Annotated in this window: 14 protein-coding genes; 12 read left to right on the top strand and 2 right to left on the bottom strand. The window is 71.8% G+C overall.

The genetic code is table 11. The features are described from left to right. Positions 1 to 44: 44 nt before the first annotated feature. The gene (locus EFL26_RS04200) at positions 45 to 2195 is read right to left on the bottom strand and encodes an acyltransferase family protein (RefSeq protein ID WP_123221615.1); all 2151 of its coding nucleotides are present in this window, start codon (positions 2193 to 2195) and stop codon (positions 45 to 47) included. A gap of 208 nt (positions 2196 to 2403) precedes the next feature. Here EFL26_RS04200 and EFL26_RS04195 point away from each other — a divergent pair, with 208 nt between their 5' ends. Genes EFL26_RS04195 through EFL26_RS04170 form a run of 6 tightly spaced genes read left to right on the top strand, consistent with a single transcriptional unit; the run spans position 2404 to position 8060 of the window. Continuing rightward, positions 2404 to 3348 (top strand): Rossmann-like and DUF2520 domain-containing protein, encoded by a 945-nt coding sequence (locus EFL26_RS04195; protein WP_123221614.1) that lies wholly within the window; start codon positions 2404 to 2406, stop codon positions 3346 to 3348. Further along, positions 3345 to 4256, top strand: coding sequence for a pantoate--beta-alanine ligase (gene panC, locus EFL26_RS04190; RefSeq protein WP_246000001.1), 912 nt, complete (start codon positions 3345 to 3347; stop codon positions 4254 to 4256). Before EFL26_RS04195 ends, panC begins: the two co-directional genes overlap by 4 nt. Positions 4257 to 4258: 2 nt before the next feature. Then, entirely contained in the window at positions 4259 to 4708 is a 450-nt protein-coding gene (gene panD, locus EFL26_RS04185) for an aspartate 1-decarboxylase (protein WP_123221613.1), read from the top strand. 10 nt (positions 4709 to 4718) lie between these two features. Continuing rightward, complete coding sequence (locus EFL26_RS04180) at positions 4719 to 6368, top strand: L-aspartate oxidase (RefSeq protein ID WP_246000000.1); 1650 nt, start codon at positions 4719 to 4721, stop codon at positions 6366 to 6368. Continuing rightward, positions 6365 to 7270: a carboxylating nicotinate-nucleotide diphosphorylase gene (gene nadC, locus EFL26_RS04175; RefSeq protein ID WP_123221612.1), complete on the top strand. Its 906-nt coding sequence runs from the start codon at positions 6365 to 6367 to the stop codon at positions 7268 to 7270. Before EFL26_RS04180 ends, nadC begins: the two co-directional genes overlap by 4 nt. A 7-nt stretch (positions 7271 to 7277) precedes the next feature. Further along, positions 7278 to 8060 (top strand): type III pantothenate kinase, encoded by a 783-nt coding sequence (locus EFL26_RS04170; protein ID WP_123221611.1) that lies wholly within the window; start codon positions 7278 to 7280, stop codon positions 8058 to 8060. Positions 8061 to 8127: 67 nt separating this feature from the next. On the opposite strand, the gene EFL26_RS04165 is transcribed toward EFL26_RS04170, so the two are convergent. Continuing rightward, complete coding sequence (locus tag EFL26_RS04165) at positions 8128 to 9612, bottom strand: S53 family peptidase (RefSeq protein WP_123221610.1); 1485 nt, start codon at positions 9610 to 9612, stop codon at positions 8128 to 8130. A gap of 141 nt (positions 9613 to 9753) precedes the next feature. Between EFL26_RS04165 and lysS the strand changes: the two genes are divergently transcribed. The 6 genes from lysS (at position 9754) to EFL26_RS04135 (ending at position 16580) form a co-directional block, all read left to right on the top strand. Next, the gene (gene lysS, locus EFL26_RS04160) at positions 9754 to 11280 is read left to right on the top strand and encodes a lysine--tRNA ligase (RefSeq protein ID WP_123221609.1); all 1527 of its coding nucleotides are present in this window, start codon (positions 9754 to 9756) and stop codon (positions 11278 to 11280) included. Positions 11281 to 11355: 75 nt separating this feature from the next. After that, on the top strand, positions 11356 to 11673 hold the full coding sequence (locus tag EFL26_RS04155) for a histone-like nucleoid-structuring protein Lsr2 (protein ID WP_123221608.1): 318 nt from the start codon (positions 11356 to 11358) through the stop codon (positions 11671 to 11673). An 85-nt stretch (positions 11674 to 11758) separates the two neighbouring features. Beyond that, positions 11759 to 13009, top strand: a complete 1251-nt coding sequence (locus EFL26_RS04150; RefSeq protein ID WP_123221607.1) for a sensor histidine kinase — start codon at positions 11759 to 11761, stop codon at positions 13007 to 13009. Next, a complete protein-coding gene (locus EFL26_RS04145) occupies positions 13006 to 13659 on the top strand; it encodes a response regulator (protein ID WP_123221606.1) in 654 nt (217 codons plus the stop codon). Before EFL26_RS04150 ends, EFL26_RS04145 begins: the two co-directional genes overlap by 4 nt. Positions 13660 to 13758: 99 nt before the next feature. Continuing rightward, on the top strand, positions 13759 to 13962 hold the full coding sequence (locus tag EFL26_RS04140; RefSeq protein WP_123221605.1) for a DUF6767 domain-containing protein: 204 nt from the start codon (positions 13759 to 13761) through the stop codon (positions 13960 to 13962). Between the two features lie 104 nt (positions 13963 to 14066). Continuing rightward, the gene (locus EFL26_RS04135) at positions 14067 to 16580 is read left to right on the top strand and encodes an ATP-dependent Clp protease ATP-binding subunit (protein WP_123221604.1); all 2514 of its coding nucleotides are present in this window, start codon (positions 14067 to 14069) and stop codon (positions 16578 to 16580) included. Positions 16581 to 16659: the final 79 nt, after the last annotated feature.

Genomic DNA, 16659 nt, shown 5'->3' with positions numbered 1-16659 from the left:
TTGCCGGGCCGTACGAAGCATAGAGAGCGCGAGGCCGTGCCCGGTCAGCCCGCGCCCAGGGCCTTCGCGAGGATCGGGCCCAGGTACGGCGCGAGCGTGCGGGCGTACGTCGCGGTGAGGTGCGTCGCGTCGAAGTAGGTGATCACCCCGCCGGTCACCGCGCTGCACGTGGTCGGCCCGCAGATGTGGTCGGTCAGGTCGACGAAGCTGACCAGCGGGCTGTGCACCTGCTGCACCGCCTGCTGCTCCGGGGCCGGAGGTAGCCATGCCTGCCGGGTGCCGTTGCAGTCGCGGTAGGCGGTCTTCTTCTCGGCGATGCAGTCGGGCACCGAGACGCCGGGAGCCGGTGTGTCGCGCAGCACCACGGTGCGGATGCCGGCGTCGCGCCAGGTGCGCAGGATCGAGGCGTAGCCCTGCAGGTACAGCTGCTCGCTGCTCGTGGTGCCGTCGGTCTCGGCTCCGACCGAGATCCGGTTGGCCATCACGACCAGATCGGGGTGGAGGGCCACCACGCGCTGGGTGGTGCGATGCACCCAGGTGAGGCACGCGGTCGCGTTCGCGGCCGTGTCGAACTGCTGGCGCACGTCGGAGAGCGCGCAGCGCGAGGCGAGCATCGTGGTGATCTTGAGGTGCTGGTCGGCCGCGACCTGCTGCAGGGCGGGCAGCCACTGACCGGCGTGGGAGTTGCCCACGAGCACGACGTTCTTCGCCGACGTCGCGTCGCCGAAGATGCACTGCTTGGTCGGGAAGCTCGGCTGGTAGGCCCAGCAGTCGTGGCCGTTGGCCTGGTTGTCGTAGGCGTCGGACTTGTCCTGCGCAGCCTCGATCGGAGCGGGGACCACGTCGGCGTACGCGACGTCGGGGCACGACTTCGGGTGGTCGAGGGCACGCGACCCGAAGCAGGGGTCCTTGCCGGCCAGGCCCTTGGCGAGCACCGCCGCTGCCCGCTCGCTGCGGTGGTGGACCTCGGCCAGCTGGGCGCCGGCGAGGCCGATCACGACCGCCATCGCCGCCGCGGCGAGCGCGAACGGCTTGCGCAGCGGGATGCCCCAGCGTGCGGCCCGGAACCGGTCCTCGACGAACAGCTTGGTCAGCCACGCGAGCAGCAGGGTGGCGGCCAGGATCGCCCCGCGGTCGGTCCAGGTGAGGGCGTGCCCGGTCGCGGCGGGCACGAGCACGATCAGCGGCCAGTGCCAGAGGTAGACCGAGTAGGAGATGTCGCCGAGCCACTGCACCGGACGCAGCGCGAGCAGGGGGCCGGGCGAGAGCCACGCCCGCCTCCAGGAGTCGGGCGGCTGTGCCGCGATCACCGCCGCCGTGCCGAGCACCGGCATCGCCGCCTGCCAGCCGGGGAACGGCGTCCTGCCCGTGTACGTCGCGGCCGCCCAGCCGATCGCCAGCAGCCCGACCCAGGCGAAGGCGGTCGCGGCCCACGGCCGGATGCGGCCCGGACGCAGCAGCGTGAACGTCGCCAGCAGCCCGCCGACGCCGAGCTCCCACATCCGGGTCGGCGTGACGAAGTACGCCGCCGGCGGGTTCGTCGCGGTGTCGTGGATCGAGTAGGCGAGGGACGCCGCGACGAGCACGACCAGCCCGGCCAGCACCACGGGCAGCGGCCGCCGGCGCATCGCGCGGGCCAGCGCTCCCAGCACCAGGATCAGCACCGGCCAGACGAAGTAGAACTGCTCCTCCACCGAGAGCGACCAGAAGTGCTGGACGGGCGAGGGGGCGTTCTCGGCGGCCAGGTAGTCGACCGCGTCGCGGGCGAGCAGCCAGTTGACGACGTACAGCACGGCGGCGCGGGCCTGGCGTGCCGTGTTCTCCCACTGCGTCTCCGGGGCCACCAGCCGGGAGCCCGCGAGGGTGACGGCGAGCACGAGCAGCGAGGCCGGGAGCAGGCGGCGGACCCGGCGGCTCCAGAACATGCCCAGGTCACGGGGGTGGGCGGGCATCCGCTCCAGGAGGTGCAGCGTGATCAGGAACCCGGAGATCACGAAGAAGACGTCGACGCCGGTGAAGCCGCCGGTGAGCGTGTGCGGGGCCAGGTGGTAGACGAGGACCAGGGACACCGCGATCGCGCGGAGACCCTGGATGTCGGTGCGGACGGAGCGGCGGCTGTCGGCCGCGGTCGCCGCGGCACCGGCCGCAGGTTCGGCCGCAGTCTTCGCCGCTGTGTCGGTGGAGGGTGCCTGCATCCGCTCGCCTCGTCGGGGATCGGTCTCGCGGCATCGTACGGCGCGCGCCTGTCCCGCCCGAATCCCGCGAGACCATGCGCCCCGGGCCCTGTGACGTACCCCACCGTCGCGACGGGTTCCGGCCGTGTCCGGGCCCGGCGTACGCTCGTTGACGTCATTGAGTAGTCCGGTACCCGCGAGGGACTGGAACGAAAGGCGATGAGTCCAGATGGCCCGAATCGGGGTTGTGGGCGCCGGCCGGGTCGGCGCCGTCCTGTCCGCCGCGCTGCGCGCCGCCGGTCACGAGATCGTGGCCGCTGCCGGCGAGTCGACGGCCTCCGTCGACCGCATCGAGGCGCTGCTCCCCGGCGTACGCCGGGCCAAGCCGACCGACGTCGCCCGCAGCTGCGACCTGCTGCTGCTCACGGTCCCCGACGACATGCTCGAGAACGTCGTCACCACGATGGTCGGCGCCGGCGCGATCCGCTCCGGCCAGGTCGTCTGCCACACCTCGGGCCGGCACGGGCTGGCGGTGCTCAGCGCCGCCACCGCGATCGGCGCCCACCCGCTGGCGCTGCACCCCGCGATGACCTTCACCGGCACAGCGGTCGACCTCGACCGGCTGTCAGGCTGCGTCTTCGGCGTCACCGCCGGGGAGGACGACCGCGCCCTGGCCGAGTCGCTGGTCGCCGACATGGGCGGCGTCGCGATGTGGGTGCCCGAGGACAAGCGGACGCTCTACCACGCCGGTCTCGCGCACGGCGCGAACCACCTGGTCACGCTCGTCGCCCAGGCGATGGAGCTGCTCGCCGCCTCGGGTGCCGAGGACCCCGCCGCCACGCTGCGGCCGCTGCTGACCGCCGCCCTCGACAACGCGCTGGTCGCGGGCGACGCGGCGCTCACCGGCCCGATCGTGCGCGGTGACGTGAACACCGTGGCCGGCCACCTCGCGGAGATCGCCGAGACCGCCCCCGGCACCATCCCGTCGTACGTCGCGATGGCGAAGGCCACCGCCGACCGGGCCGTGCTCGACGGCCGGCTGCTGCCGATCCGGGCGGTGAAGATCGTCCGGCTGCTCGACGAGGCGCTCGCGAAGGTGGAGCTGCCGGCGGTGCCTGCGCCGCGGCACGGTTCGCCCGCTGCGCTCCGCCGGCCCGGGACCGACCCGGCGTGACCACGACCCTGCAGCGCGCGGACACGCGCGTCGAGCTCGACCGTGCGCTCGCCGGGAGGACCGGCGGCGCACGGGTGGCCTTCGTCCCGACCATGGGAGCGCTCCACGACGGCCACGTCTCCCTGATGCGGTGCGCACGCGAGATCGTCGGCCCGGACGGCGCGGTGGTGGTCTCCGTGTTCGTGAACCCCACGCAGTTCGGCCCCGGGGAGGACCTCGACCGCTACCCGCGCACGCTCGAGACCGACCTCGAGGCCTGCGCGGCCGCCGGCGTCGACGTGGTCTTCACGCCCTCGGTCGACGAGGTCTACCCGGGTGGCCTCGAGGCGGCCGCTCGAGGTGTGACCGTGGATCCCGGACCGCTGGCCGACGTCCTCGAGGGAGCCTCGCGCCCGGGCCACTTCCGGGGCGTGCTCACCGTCGTGGCCAAGCTGTTCGGGCTGGTCCGGCCCGACGTCTCCGTGTTCGGCGAGAAGGACTACCAGCAGCTCGCGCTCATCCGCCGGATGGCCGCCGACCTGTGCCTCGGTGTCGACGTGGTCGGAGCACCCACGGTGCGCGAGCCCGACGGTCTCGCGATGTCGAGCCGTAACCGGTACCTCGACACCGACGCCCGGCTCGACGCGGTCGCGCTCTCGCGAGCACTGTTCGCCGCCCGAGCCGAGGCGGAGCGCGGAGCGGAGTGGGCCCTCAGCGCTGCCCGTGCTGAGCTGCGGCGTACGCACCTGGTCGACCTCGACTACCTCGAGATCACCGCACCCGACCTCGGGCCCGCTCCCGAGCACGGCCCCGCCCGGATGCTGGTCGCGGCCCGCGTCGGCTCCACCCGACTGATCGACAACATCGCCCTCGACCTCGGACCGTCCACCGGCAGGGTGGTTGAGCCTGCCGAAACCACCGGAGAGTGACCATGCTGCGCACGATGATGAAGAGCAAGATCCACCGGGCCACCGTGACCCAGGCCGACCTGCACTACGTCGGCTCGGTCACCGTCGACCGCGACCTGCTCGACGCCGCGGACCTGCTGCCCGGTGAGCTGGTGCACATCGTCGACGTGACCAACGGCGCGCGGCTGGAGACCTACACGATCGCCGGCGAGCGCGGCTCGGGCGTGATCGGGATCAACGGTGCCGCGGCACGCCTGGTGCACCCGGGCGACGTCGTGATCCTGATCGGCTACGGGCAGATGGAGACCGCCGAGGCCCGGATCTTCGAGCCGCACGTGGTGTTCGTCGACGCGGACAACCAGATCATCGGCACCGGGTCGGACCCCGCGGAGGCCCTGTCCGGCATGGTGGGGGCGGGCAGCGGGCTGGGCAGTGGGCTGGTCCGGGGCGACCTCGTGGACGCGAACCGATAGCGTCTGCGGGGTGGTCATCAGCCTGCCCGAGCGACTCGCTGCGGGCGCACCGGGATGGGACACGACGGCGGACGTCGTCGTGGTGGGTTCCGGCATTGCAGGGCTGACCGCCGCCCTCCGGCTCCGCGACCACGTCGGCAAGGTCCTCGTGGTCACCAAGGACGTGCTGTCCGCGGGCTCGACGCAGTGGGCCCAGGGTGGCATCGCGGCGGCGCTGGGCCCCGGTGACACCCCTGCCCAGCACGAGCGGGACACCCTCGTGGCCGGCGCGGGCGCCTGCGATCTCCAGGCCGTGCGGACCCTCGTGACCGAGGGCCCGGAGGCGGTCCGTGAGCTGATCGCCCTGGGTGCGAACTTCGACCACTCCTCCGACGGGGTGCTCTCGCTGACCCGTGAGGGCGGCCACCACCGCGACCGGATCGCGCACGCCGGCGGCGACGCGACCGGTGCCGAGATCCAGCGCGCCCTGGTCGCCGCGATCAAGGAGGCGCCGGACATCGAGGTGATCGAGCACGCGCTCGCCGTCGACCTGATGCTGGACGAGAACGGTGGCGTGTCCGGGCTCACCCTGCACGTGATGGGCGAGGGGCAGCGCGACGGGGTCGGTGCGGTGCGCTGCCGGGCCGTCGTGCTCGCCTCCGGCGGCCTGGGCCAGGTCTTCTCCCAGACCACGAACCCCTCGGTCTCCACCGGTGACGGCATGGCCCTCGCGCTGCGCGCCGGTGCCGTGCTGCGCGACCTCGAGTTCGTGCAGTTCCACCCGACCGTGATGTACCTCGGTCCGCAGTCGACCGGTCAGCAGCCGCTGATCTCCGAGGCGGTGCGCGGCGAGGGCGCCTTCCTCGTCGACTTCGCCGGCAACCGCTTCATGCAGGGACAGCACGAGCTGGCCGACCTGGCTCCCCGCGACGTGGTCGCGAAGGCGATCACCCGGCGGATGCAGGAGGAGGGCAAGCAGCACATGTGGCTCGACGCCCGGCACCTCGGGGCCGCGTTCTGGGAGAAGCGGTTCCCGACGATCCTGGCCACGGCCCGCCTGCACGGCGTCGACCCCGTGACCGAGCTGATCCCGGTCGCTCCGGCGTGCCACTACGCCTCGGGCGGCGTCGCCACCGACCTCTGGGGCCGCTCGACCGTGCCGGGGCTCTACGCCACGGGAGAGGTCGCCTGCTCCGGCGTGCACGGCGCGAACCGGCTCGCCTCGAACTCCCTCCTCGAGGGCCTGGTGTTCTCGCGCCGGATCGCGCAGGTGCTCCCCGCCGAGCTGTCGGCGTACGCCGAGCCGGCGCCCGACTCGCGCCGGCCGGGCGTCGTCTCGGCGACCGTCAGGACCGCGATGCAGGCGACGATGACCGAGCGCGTCGGCGTGCTGCGGAACGCCGACGGGCTCGCGCTCGCCGCCAAGGACCTCGAGGACCTCGCCCAGACCGAGGGCGAGGAGGGCACCGCGGCCTGGGAGACCACCAACCTGGTCTCGATCAGCGCCGCGCTGACCGCCGCCGCGACCCTGCGCGAGGAGACCCGCGGGTCGCACTGGCGCGAGGACTTTCCGGCCCGCGACGACGAGCACTTCGCGGGCCACGTCGACGTCGTGCTCGTCGACGGTGCGCCCAGCGTGCGGTTCCACCCCAGCCCGGCCACCGACGGAGGTGCTGCGTGAGCACGGCGGCCTACGACCTGCTGCCCGACGAGCTGCTGGCCGAGCTCACGGCCGCCGGCCTCGACCCTCGCGCCATCCACGACGCGATCGTCGCGGCGATCGCCGAGGACCTCCCGCCCGGCGGTCCGGGTGTCGACGTCACCAGCGCCGCCACGATCCCGGCCGACCTGTACGGCGACGCCGACCTCGCCGCGCGTGAGGACGGCGTGGTGGCCGGGCTCGCGATCGCGGAGCTGGTCTTCGTGCACGTGCTCGGCGACCAGGTCGAGGTGACCGACCGCGTGCCCGACGGCACCCGCGTCAGCGCCGGCGACGTCGTCATGCGCGTCTCGGGCCCGGTCCGGGGCCTGCTGACCGCCGAGCGCACCGCGCTGAACTTCGCCTCCCACCTCTCCGGGGTCGCGACCGCGACCGCGGCGTGGGTCGCAGCCCTCGAGGGCACGCGTGCACGGGTGCTGGACACCCGCAAGACGCTGCCCGGCTACCGCGCGCTCCAGAAGTACGCCGTCCGGTGCGGCGGCGGCGTCAACCACCGGTTCGGCCTGACCGACATGGCGCTGGTCAAGGACAATCACGTGGTCGCGGCCGGTGGCGTGCTGCCCGCGTTCGAGGCGGTCCGCTCCGCCTACCCCGGGCTGCCGGTGGAGGTCGAGGTGACCGACCTCGACCAGCTGCGCGAGCTGCTCGACGCCGGGTGCGACCGGATCCTGCTCGACAACATGAGCACCGAGGAGATGGCCGAGGCGGTCAGGGTGACCGACGGCCGGGCCACGCTCGAGGCCTCCGGCGGCCTGACCCTCGAGCGGGCCCGCGAGGTAGCGGAGACCGGCGTCGACTTCATCTCGGTGGGTGCGCTCACGCACTCGGTCAGGGTCTTCGACCTCGGCCTGGACCTGCGGTGAGGGTCCTGTGAGCCTGCTGTGCGCCGACATCGGGAACTCCCACACGACGCTCGGTCTCCTCGACGACGGGGACGTGCTCGACCACTGGCGCGTCGCCACGCTCGAGAGCCGCACCGCCGACGAGTGGAACGTGTTGATCCGCGGCCTGATCAACCAGAGCCCGCGCAGCGAGATCGGCATGGTCACCGGCATCTCGGTGTGCTCGACGGTGCCGTCGGTGCTGCACGAGTGGCGCGACATGCTCGCCCGTCACTTCGCGGCGGTGCCGTCGGTCGTCGTCGAGACCGGGGTGCGCACCGGCGTACCCGTGCTGATGGACAACCCGCGCGAGGTCGGCGCCGACCGGGTCGTCAACGCGCTGGCCGCCGCGACCCTGTACGACGGGCCGGCCGTCGTCGTCGACTTCGGGACCGCCACCACCTTCGACGTGGTCAGCCCGCGCGGCGAGTACATCGGCGGCGCGATCTCGCCGGGCATCGACATCTCGCTCGAGGCGCTCGGCCGCCGTGGCGCGCAGCTGCGCAAGGTCGAGCTGCTCCGGCCGCGGTCGGTGATCGCCAAGAACACCGTCGAGGCGGTGCAGTCGGGCATGGTGTTCGGCTTCGCCAGCCAGGTCGACGGGATCGTCGAGCGGATCATCGACGAGCTCGGCGTCGAGCCGGCGTCGGTCAACGTCATCGCCACCGGAGGGCTCGCGCCCGTGGTGGTCGACGAGTGCCGCTCGATCACCGACCACCAGCCCTGGCTCACGCTCCGCGGCCTGGAGCTGGTCTTCGCCCGGAACACCTGACCCGTGAACAGAGGAGCCGGGAGCCGCCACCCGTGGTGACGGCTCCCGGCTCCGTGCTGGGCCGGGGCTAGCCTGCGGCCAGGGCCGGCAGCAGGGCCGCCGCGTTCGGCGTACCGAGGCCGGTCACCGGGTCCCACCCGGTGGTCGCCGGGTAACCGGTGACGTTCGGGTCGGCGGTGTTGTTGCCCACCGTGATGTCGTAGAAGTCGTTCGCGTACGACGTCGGGTTGGACGCCAGCTCGTACAGCCGCGGGTTGATCAGGCCGAGGTCGTGACCGGCGATCTGGTCCGCGATGGCGACCAGGCCGGCCCACTCCGGGCAGGCCAGCGACGTGCCACCGATGTCGTACCACCCGGTGCTGCACGGGGCACTGCCGCAGATCAGGCCGCTCTGGCCGTCCGGCGGCAGGCTCAGGTACACCAGGGCGCCGGTGCCGGCGCTCGCCTGCAGCGCGATGTCCGGGACACCGCGCATCGTGCCGATCGCCGTGCTGCCGGCCGGGAGCGGGTCCTGGTAGCCGGGCTTGCCGAACACGTGGCTGAAGCCGCCTCCGGAGAAGGTCCAGCCGACCTCCGCCTGGCCGGGGTTCGCCTGGCACTTGGCCGGCGGGTCGGCGCTGTCGACGACGCGGCTCGTGGTGTTGGTCGGGTCGGTGCACAGGTAGGTGCCACCGACGCCGGTCACCAGCGGGTCGGACGCCGGCCACTCCACGGTCGGGTACGGGAACGTCGAGCCGCCCTTGCCGACCGGGGACTTGCCGCCGTTGGCGGAGCCGCCGTCACCCGACGAGCCCAGCACCGTGATGCCGGCCTGCTGAGCGGAGATGTAGGCGTGCCGCAGGTTGAGGAGGGACTGCTTGCTGCCGAAGGCGTCCTCCGCGGAGGCGAAGCTCTGCGAGATCACGTCGGCCATGTGGTGGTCGATGACGTACTGCTCGGCGTTGATCATGTCCGGGAAGCCCTGGACGCCCAGGGTCTCGGCGGTCGGCGTGGTCACCAGCAGGATGTTGGCCCCGGGAGCCATCGCGTGCGCGGTCTCGACGTCGAGGGCCACCTCGAGCGCCCAGGCGGACTTGTCCTCCTGGTGGGTGCCCTTGCCGGGCTGGGCCTTGGTGGCCGGCGATCCCTGGAAGTGGAACTGGCTGAAGGTCGGCATGCCCGGAGCGCAGGTGACGCCCTCCTCGCCGCACATCGCCGGCAGGCCGAAGGCCTGGTCGTAGACGTGCAGGTCGTGGGCCATGGTGTCGCTGCCGTAGCTGTCGACGACCGCGATGGTGGTGCCGGTGCCGTCGAAGCCGTCCGCGTACAGCGGGTTGACGTTGTACGCCGCGCGGGTGGACTGCGGCGTGAAGCACCGTCGTCCCACGGAGAAGCACTGCGCCTCCGTGGGTGGCGTCTCCGAGCTGGAGACCTGGACGTAGTCCGACGCCGTCGGGTGCATCAGGACGCCGTGGGCGGCCGTCGGGGTGGTGGTCGCCGCGTTGAGGGAGAGCGCGCCCAGGGTGAGGGCGAAGAGCGCTCCGGTGGCGCGACGGACGGTGGAACTGTGCATAGCTCGACCTCCGAGGTGAAGGCGCGACTCCCATGGGTGGGAAGCGGCGCTGCGTTCGGACGCTAACACCGAGGCGGGGTGTTCAGGCACCCCTCGGACGCGCCCATCTTCGGGCTCACCGGCCTCGATAGCCTTGGCGCCATGACCGACGTGCCCGCACCCCCGGCGATCGACGCCGACGCCGACCTGCCCGAGCAGATGCAGGTCCGCCGGGAGAAGCGGGCGCGGATGCTCGAGGCGGGACGCCCGGCGTACCCGACGGTGGTCGAGCGGACCCACACGGTCAAGGAGATCCGCGAACGCTACGACCCCGCGCTCGAGGCCGGTGAGCTCGAGCCGGACACGCACACCGGCGAGGTCGTCTCGATCGCCGGCCGGGTGATCTTCCTGCGCAACACCGGCAAGCTCTGCTTCGTGCGGCTGCGCGAGGGCGACGGCAGCGAGATCCAGGTGATGCTGTCCCTGGCTGACCTCGGTGAGGAGTCGCTGGCGGACTTCAAGGCGCTGGTGGACCTCGGCGACCTGATCGCGGTCACGGGCGAGGTGGTCACCAGCCGCCGCGGTGAGCTCTCGGTGCAGGCGTCCGCCTGGCAGATGGCCGCGAAGACCCTGCGACCGCTGCCCAACGAGCACAAGCCGCTCTCCGACGAGGCCCGGATCCGGCTGCGGTACGTCGACATGATGATCCGCCCCGAGCCGCGGGAGATGGTCCGCACCAAGGCGGCGGTGCTGCGCAGCCTGCGCGAGACGCTGCACGACCTGGGCTACCTGGAGGTCGAGACGCCGATCCTCCAGCTGACCAACGGCGGCGCCGCGGCCCGGCCGTTCCGCACCCACCTCAACGCGCTCGACCAGGACATGCTGCTGCGGATCGCCCTCGAGCTCGACCTCAAGCGCGCGATGATCGGCGGGGTCGACAAGGTCTACGAGATCGGCCGCACGTTCCGCAACGAGGGCCTGGACTCCACCCACGCGGCGGAGTTCTCGATGCTCGAGGCCTACCAGGCCTACGGCGACCAGTTCACGATGATGGAGCTGACCCGCCGACTCGTGATCGACGCGGCGCGAGCGGTGGGCCGCACCGTCGTACCGGCCCGGGACGGCAGCGAGATCGACCTGGAGGCCGAGTGGCGCCAGGCGCCGATCTTCGACCTCGTCTCCGTCGCGGTCGGTGAGGAGATCACCGTCGAGACGCCGGCGGAAACCCTGCGCAAGTACGCCGATGCGCGTTCCGTGGAGCTGCAGCCGAAATGGGGCGCCGAGGAGATCGTCGTGGAGCTGTTCGAGCAGCTCGTCGAGGATTCCCTGATCCAGCCGACTTTCGTGATGGATTACCCCGCTGCGGTCAAACCGCTGGCCAAGGCGCACCGTTCGAAGAATGGCGTGAACGAGGCGTGGGACCTCATCATCAACGGCGTCGAGCTCGCACCGGCGTACTCCGAGCTCAACGACCCGGTGGTGCAGCGGGAACGCCTGACCGCGCAGTCGCTGCTGGCCGCGGCGGGCGACCCGGAGGCGATGGAGCTCGACGAGGTCTTCCTCAAGGCGATGGAGTACGGAATGCCGCCCGCAGGCGGCATGGGCATGGGCGTGGATCGGCTGATCATGCTGCTCACCGGCGCAGGTATCCGCGAGACGATTCTCTTTCCGTTGCTCCGGCCGGAATGATTTCTGCTGCATTCCTGCGCTAATCTTGATGCGTCCGGAATTGTCCGAGCCGAAATCCCGAGAAATGGGTGACCCATGGCGCAGCAGGTGAACATCGTCCTGGTCGACGACATCGACGGCACTCCCGCCGAGGAGACCGTGACCTTCGCCCTCGACGGCAAGGAGTACGAGATCGACCTGAACGCCAAGAACGCCGGCAAGCTCCGCGACGCGCTGGCGCCGTACGTCGGTCACGCCCGCCGGGCCGCGGGGCGCCGACGCGGTGGCCGCGGTGCCGCCTCCGGTCCGAGCCCCGCCGACATCCGCGCCTGGGCGCGTGACAACGGCTTCGACGTGCCCGACCGCGGGCGGGTCTCCTCGGAGGTCCGCGAGGCCTACGTCGCCGCCCACTGAGAGGGCGGTCCCCCTCGTGGGGGACCACCGATCTCGCCCTGGCGGGGGTGGTGGGGCAGCCGCTCCGGGCCGGAGCATTCTCGGCATGAACGATCTCTGGGTGCGCAACGACCGGCCGATCCCCGCCGGCTACTGGGTGGCTGCCGCGCTGGGCAGTCTCGTGGTGCTGGTCTGCTACGCCACCGCCTGGTGGACCCCGTGGTTCGCCCGACAGCTCGCCGAGGGGCTCGGCCCGCAGGTGTTCGGCTACGGGATGGTGCTGATGGTGGGCTTCGGTGCGGCCATCGGGTCGGCCATCGGGGCTGCCCCCTGGCTCGCGCTTCGCTGGCCCGGTCTGGGGATCGCCCTGGCGCTGCTGCCCGCGGTGCCCACCCTCGTCGACGGTGGCTCGCTGCACTTCGGCGTCTTCGCCGCGTTGCTCGCGGTCGCCGTCAGCGCAAGCTGGCGAGACGCCCGAGCGACGGTGGTCGCGGCGGCCGTCGCCGCGGCGGTGATTCTCGTCTGGGTGGGCTCGGACGGCTCGATGGCGGCGCCCTTCCGGTCCTACATCGAGCAGCGGTCGATGGACCACGAGGCCCAGATGGGGATGCTGCTCCTCTACCTGCTCGCGGTCGCGGTCACCCTCGCCGGAGCATGGGTTCTCCGTCGCTCCGCCGAACGCGAGCTCGAGCGCCGGTCGTTGGCCGCGCGGTCCGGCGAGGTCGAGCAGCAGGCCGCGGTCGTGGCCGAGCGCGCTCGCCTGGCCCGTGACCTGCACGACGTCGTCGCCCACCACGTCTCCCTCATCGCGGTGCGGGCCGAGACCGCGCCGTACACCAACCCCGAGCTGGGCGACCAGGCCCGAGGTGTGCTCGGCGACATCGCGGCGGACGCCCGGCTCGCGCTCGACGAGCTCCGCGGGGTGCTCGGCATCCTGGGCCGCTCCGGGGACGCAGAGCGCTCCCCGCAGCCGACCTGGTCGGACATCGCGGCGCTGGTGGAGCGCACCCGGTCGGCCGGCGTGGACATCGAGATGGTCGGCGACACCACGGCCGAGGTCGCACCGTCCGCCGGGTACGCCGCCTACCGGGTCGTCCAGGAGGCGCTGACCAACGCCCGCAAGCACGCACCCGGCGCACGGGTGACCCTCGACCTCGAGGCCACCAGTCAGCTGCTGACCGTCCAGGTGTCCACCCCGCTGGGGCCGTCGGCGACGACGAGCAGCGCCGGCCAGGGCATCGTGGGCATGCGGGAGCGGGTCGAGGCCCTGGGTGGCCGCCTCCTGGCCGGTCCGGTCGGCGACCACTTCGTGGTGGAGGCGATCCTGCCGCGTGGCCTCGCCGAGGGGGCTGCGTGACTACGGTCGTCGTCGCCGACGACCAGCCCGTGATCTGCGCCGGCTTCGCCGCCCTCCTCGCCGCCCAGCCCGACCTCGACGTGGTCGGCACGGCGGCGAACGGCCGCGAGCTGGTCAGCCTGGTCGAGCAGCACCGCCCCGACGTGGCGCTGGTCGACGTGCGGATGCCGGTGCTGGACGGCATCGAGGCGACCCGGCTGATCACCCGCGACCACGACACCCGCGTGCTGATCCTGACCACCTTCGACCTCGACGCCTACGTCTACGACGCGATCCGGGCCGGGGCGAGCGGGTTCCTGCTCAAGGACGTCACCGCCGACCGGCTGGTCGACGGAGTCCGGCTGGTGGCCGAGGGCTCGATGCTGCTCGGGCCGGCGGTCAGCCGTCGGCTGGTGGCCGACTTCGCGTCCCGGCGTACGGCGCCCGCTCCCGCGTCGCCGGCCCTCGACGGGCTCAGCCCACGGGAGACCGAGGTGCTCCACCAGCTCGCCCGGGGCCGCTCCAACGCGGAGATCGCGGCCGAGCTGTTCATCGCCACCGAGACGGTGAAGTCGCACGTCGCCGAGGTGCTGCGCAAGCTCGGGCTGCGTGACCGGATCCAGGCGGTGGTCTTCGCCTACGAGCAGGGCCTGGTGCAGCCCGGTGGCTGAGCCGGACCGTCGTCGGTCGGCGCCGGGACCAACGTCCCTGCCGCCGGCGCCGTCGCGCTCCTAGGCTGGAGGATCATCTCCGGGGCCAGGAGGTCGCCGATGGACGAGCGCAGCTGGGTGTCCGAGGCGCCGTGCCGGGTCCGCCTGGGGGAGCCCTGCCGGCTCTGCGTGCCCGGCGCGACCGGTCCGCAGGACTGCGGGCTGGCGTACCTGGTGATGACCGACCCGTACCTGTGCGCGGAGCTCGACCGGATGCGGTCCGAGCTTCTCGCGGCGCAGACCGACCTCTCGTCTGTTCGCTGAGAGCGAAGACGCGTTTTCCGCGGAACACGTAGGGTTGGGTAAGGGTTGATCCGGCGTGCGGGACGTGCGCTTGCCCGACCCGCGAAGTCCAAGGAGCGATGCCCATGTTCGAACGGTTCACAGACCGTGCCCGACGCGTTGTCGTGCTGGCCCAGGAAGAGGCCCGCATGCTCTCGCACAACTACATCGGCACCGAGCACATCCTGCTCGGCCTGATCCACGAGGGTGACGGCATCGCGGCGAAGGCGCTGGAGAGCCTCGGCATCTCGCTCGAGGGTGTCCGCGCCCAGGTGGAGGAGATCATCGGCCAGGGCCAGCAGGCTCCGAGCGGCCACATCCCCTTCACTCCGCGTGCCAAGAAGGTGCTCGAGCTGTCCCTGCGCGAGGCGCTGCAGCTCGGCCACAACTACATCGGCACCGAGCACATCCTCCTCGGCCTCATCCGTGAGGGCGAGGGCGTGGCTGCTCAGGTGCTGCAGAAGCTCGGCGCCGACCTCAACCGGGTCCGCCAGCAGGTGATCCAGCTGCTGAGCGGCTACCAGGGCAAGGAGGCGCAGACCGCCGGCACGGCGCCCGAGGCGGCGCCCAGCTCGAGCCTGGTCCTCGACCAGTTCGGCCGCAACTACACGCAGGCCGCCAAGGAGGGCAAGCTCGACCCGGTCATCGGTCGCGAGAAGGAGATCGAGCGGGTCATGCAGGTGCTGTCCCGCCGTACCAAGAACAACCCCGTCCTCATCGGCGAGCCCGGCGTCGGCAAGACCGCCTGCGTCGAGGGTCTGGCCCAGGCGATCGTGCGCGGCGACGTGCCCGAGACCCTGAAGGACAAGCAGATCTACTCCCTCGACCTCGGTGCGCTGGTCGCCGGCTCGCGCTACCGCGGTGACTTCGAGGAGCGGCTGAAGAAGGTCCTGAAGGAGATCAAGACCCGCGGCGACATCATCCTGTTCATCGACGAGCTGCACACGCTCGTCGGTGCGGGTGCCGCCGAGGGTGCGATCGACGCAGCCAGCATCCTCAAGCCGATGCTGGCCCGCGGCGAGCTGCAGACGATCGGCGCGACCACGCTCGACGAGTACCGCAAGCACCTGGAGAAGGACGCCGCGCTCGAGCGCCGGTTCCAGCCGATCCAGGTCGCCGAGCCGTCGATCGCGCACACGATCGAGATCCTCAAGGGTCTGCGCGACCGCTACGAGGCGCACCACCGGGTGACGATCACCGACGAGGCCCTGGTCTCGGCGGCGACGCTGGCCGACCGCTACGTCTCCGACCGGTTCCTGCCGGACAAGGCGATCGACCTGATCGACGAGGCCGGCTCGCGCCTGCGGATCCGCCGCATGACCGCGCCGCCCGACCTGCGCGAGTTCGACGACAAGATCGCCGACGTGCGCCGCCGCAAGGAGGGCGCGATCGACGGTCAGGACTTCGAGGCCGCAGCCCGTCTGCGCGACGAGGAGAAGCAGCTGATCCTGGCGAAGGCCGAGCGCGAGAAGCAGTGGCGCGCGGGCGACATGGACGTCGTCGCGGAGGTCGACGAGGAGCTCATCGCCGAGGTCCTCGCGGTCGCCACCGGCATCCCGATCGTGAAGCTCTCCGAGGAGGAGTCGACCCGGCTGCTCAAGATGGAGGACGAGCTGCACAAGCGGGTCATCGGCCAGGAGGAGGCCGTCAAGGCGCTCAGCCGGGCGATCCGGCGTACGCGTGCGGGCCTGAAGGACCCGAAGCGTCCCGGCGGCTCGTTCATCTTCGCGGGCCCCTCGGGCGTCGGGAAGACCTGGCTGTCCAAGACCCTCGCCGAGTTCCTGTTCGGCGACGAGGACGCGCTGATCCAGCTCGACATGTCGGAGTTCTCCGAGAAGCACACCGTGTCGCGGCTGTTCGGCTCGCCTCCGGGCTACGTCGGCTACGAGGAGGGCGGCCAGCTCACCGAGAAGGTGCGCCGCAAGCCGTTCTCCGTGGTGCTCTTCGACGAGGTCGAGAAGGCCCACCCGGACATCTTCAACAGCCTGCTGCAGATCCTGGAGGAAGGTCGCCTGACCGACAGCCAGGGCCGCGTGGTCGACTTCAAGAACACCGTGATCATCATGACCACGAACCTGGGCACGCGCGACATCTCCAAGGGCGTGAGCCTGGGCTTCGGCAACGCGTCGGACGTCCAGGGCACCTACGACAAGATGAAGGCCAAGGTCTCCGAGGAGCTCAAGCAGCACTTCCGGCCCGAGTTCCTCAACCGTGTCGACGAGATCATCGTGTTCCCGCCGCTCACCAAGGACCAGATCATCTCGATGGTCGACAACATGATCGCGTCGGTCGAGCTCCGGCTGAAGGACCGCGACATGTCGATCGAGCTGACCCAGAACGCGAAGGACCTGCTCGCCACCCGCGGGTTCGATCCCGTGCTCGGCGCGCGTCCGCTGCGGCGCACGGTGCAGCGCGAGATCGAGGACGTCCTGGCCGAGAAGATGCTGTACGGCGAGGTCGGCCCCGGCCAGATCGTGGTGGTCGACGTGGAGGGCGAGGGCCCGACCGCGGCGTTCACGTTCAAGGGCAACGCCCGGGCGGTCCTGCCGGACGTGCCACCCGTCGAGGTGGCTGCCGACGGAGGCAGCGAGAACATCTGAGCACGCAGCGTCGAGCCGGTCGGGACCTGGTCCCGGCCGGCTCGACTGCTTTCTCCGAGGGTCTGCCGCTTGTCCCCGG

The sequence above is a fragment of the Nocardioides pocheonensis genome, from assembly GCF_003725535.1.
Taxonomy (GTDB): Bacteria; Actinomycetota; Actinomycetes; order Propionibacteriales; family Nocardioidaceae; genus Marmoricola; species Marmoricola pocheonensis.
Note: the sequence above shows the minus strand (reverse complement) of the source record. Positions and strands in the feature narration are given on the sequence as shown.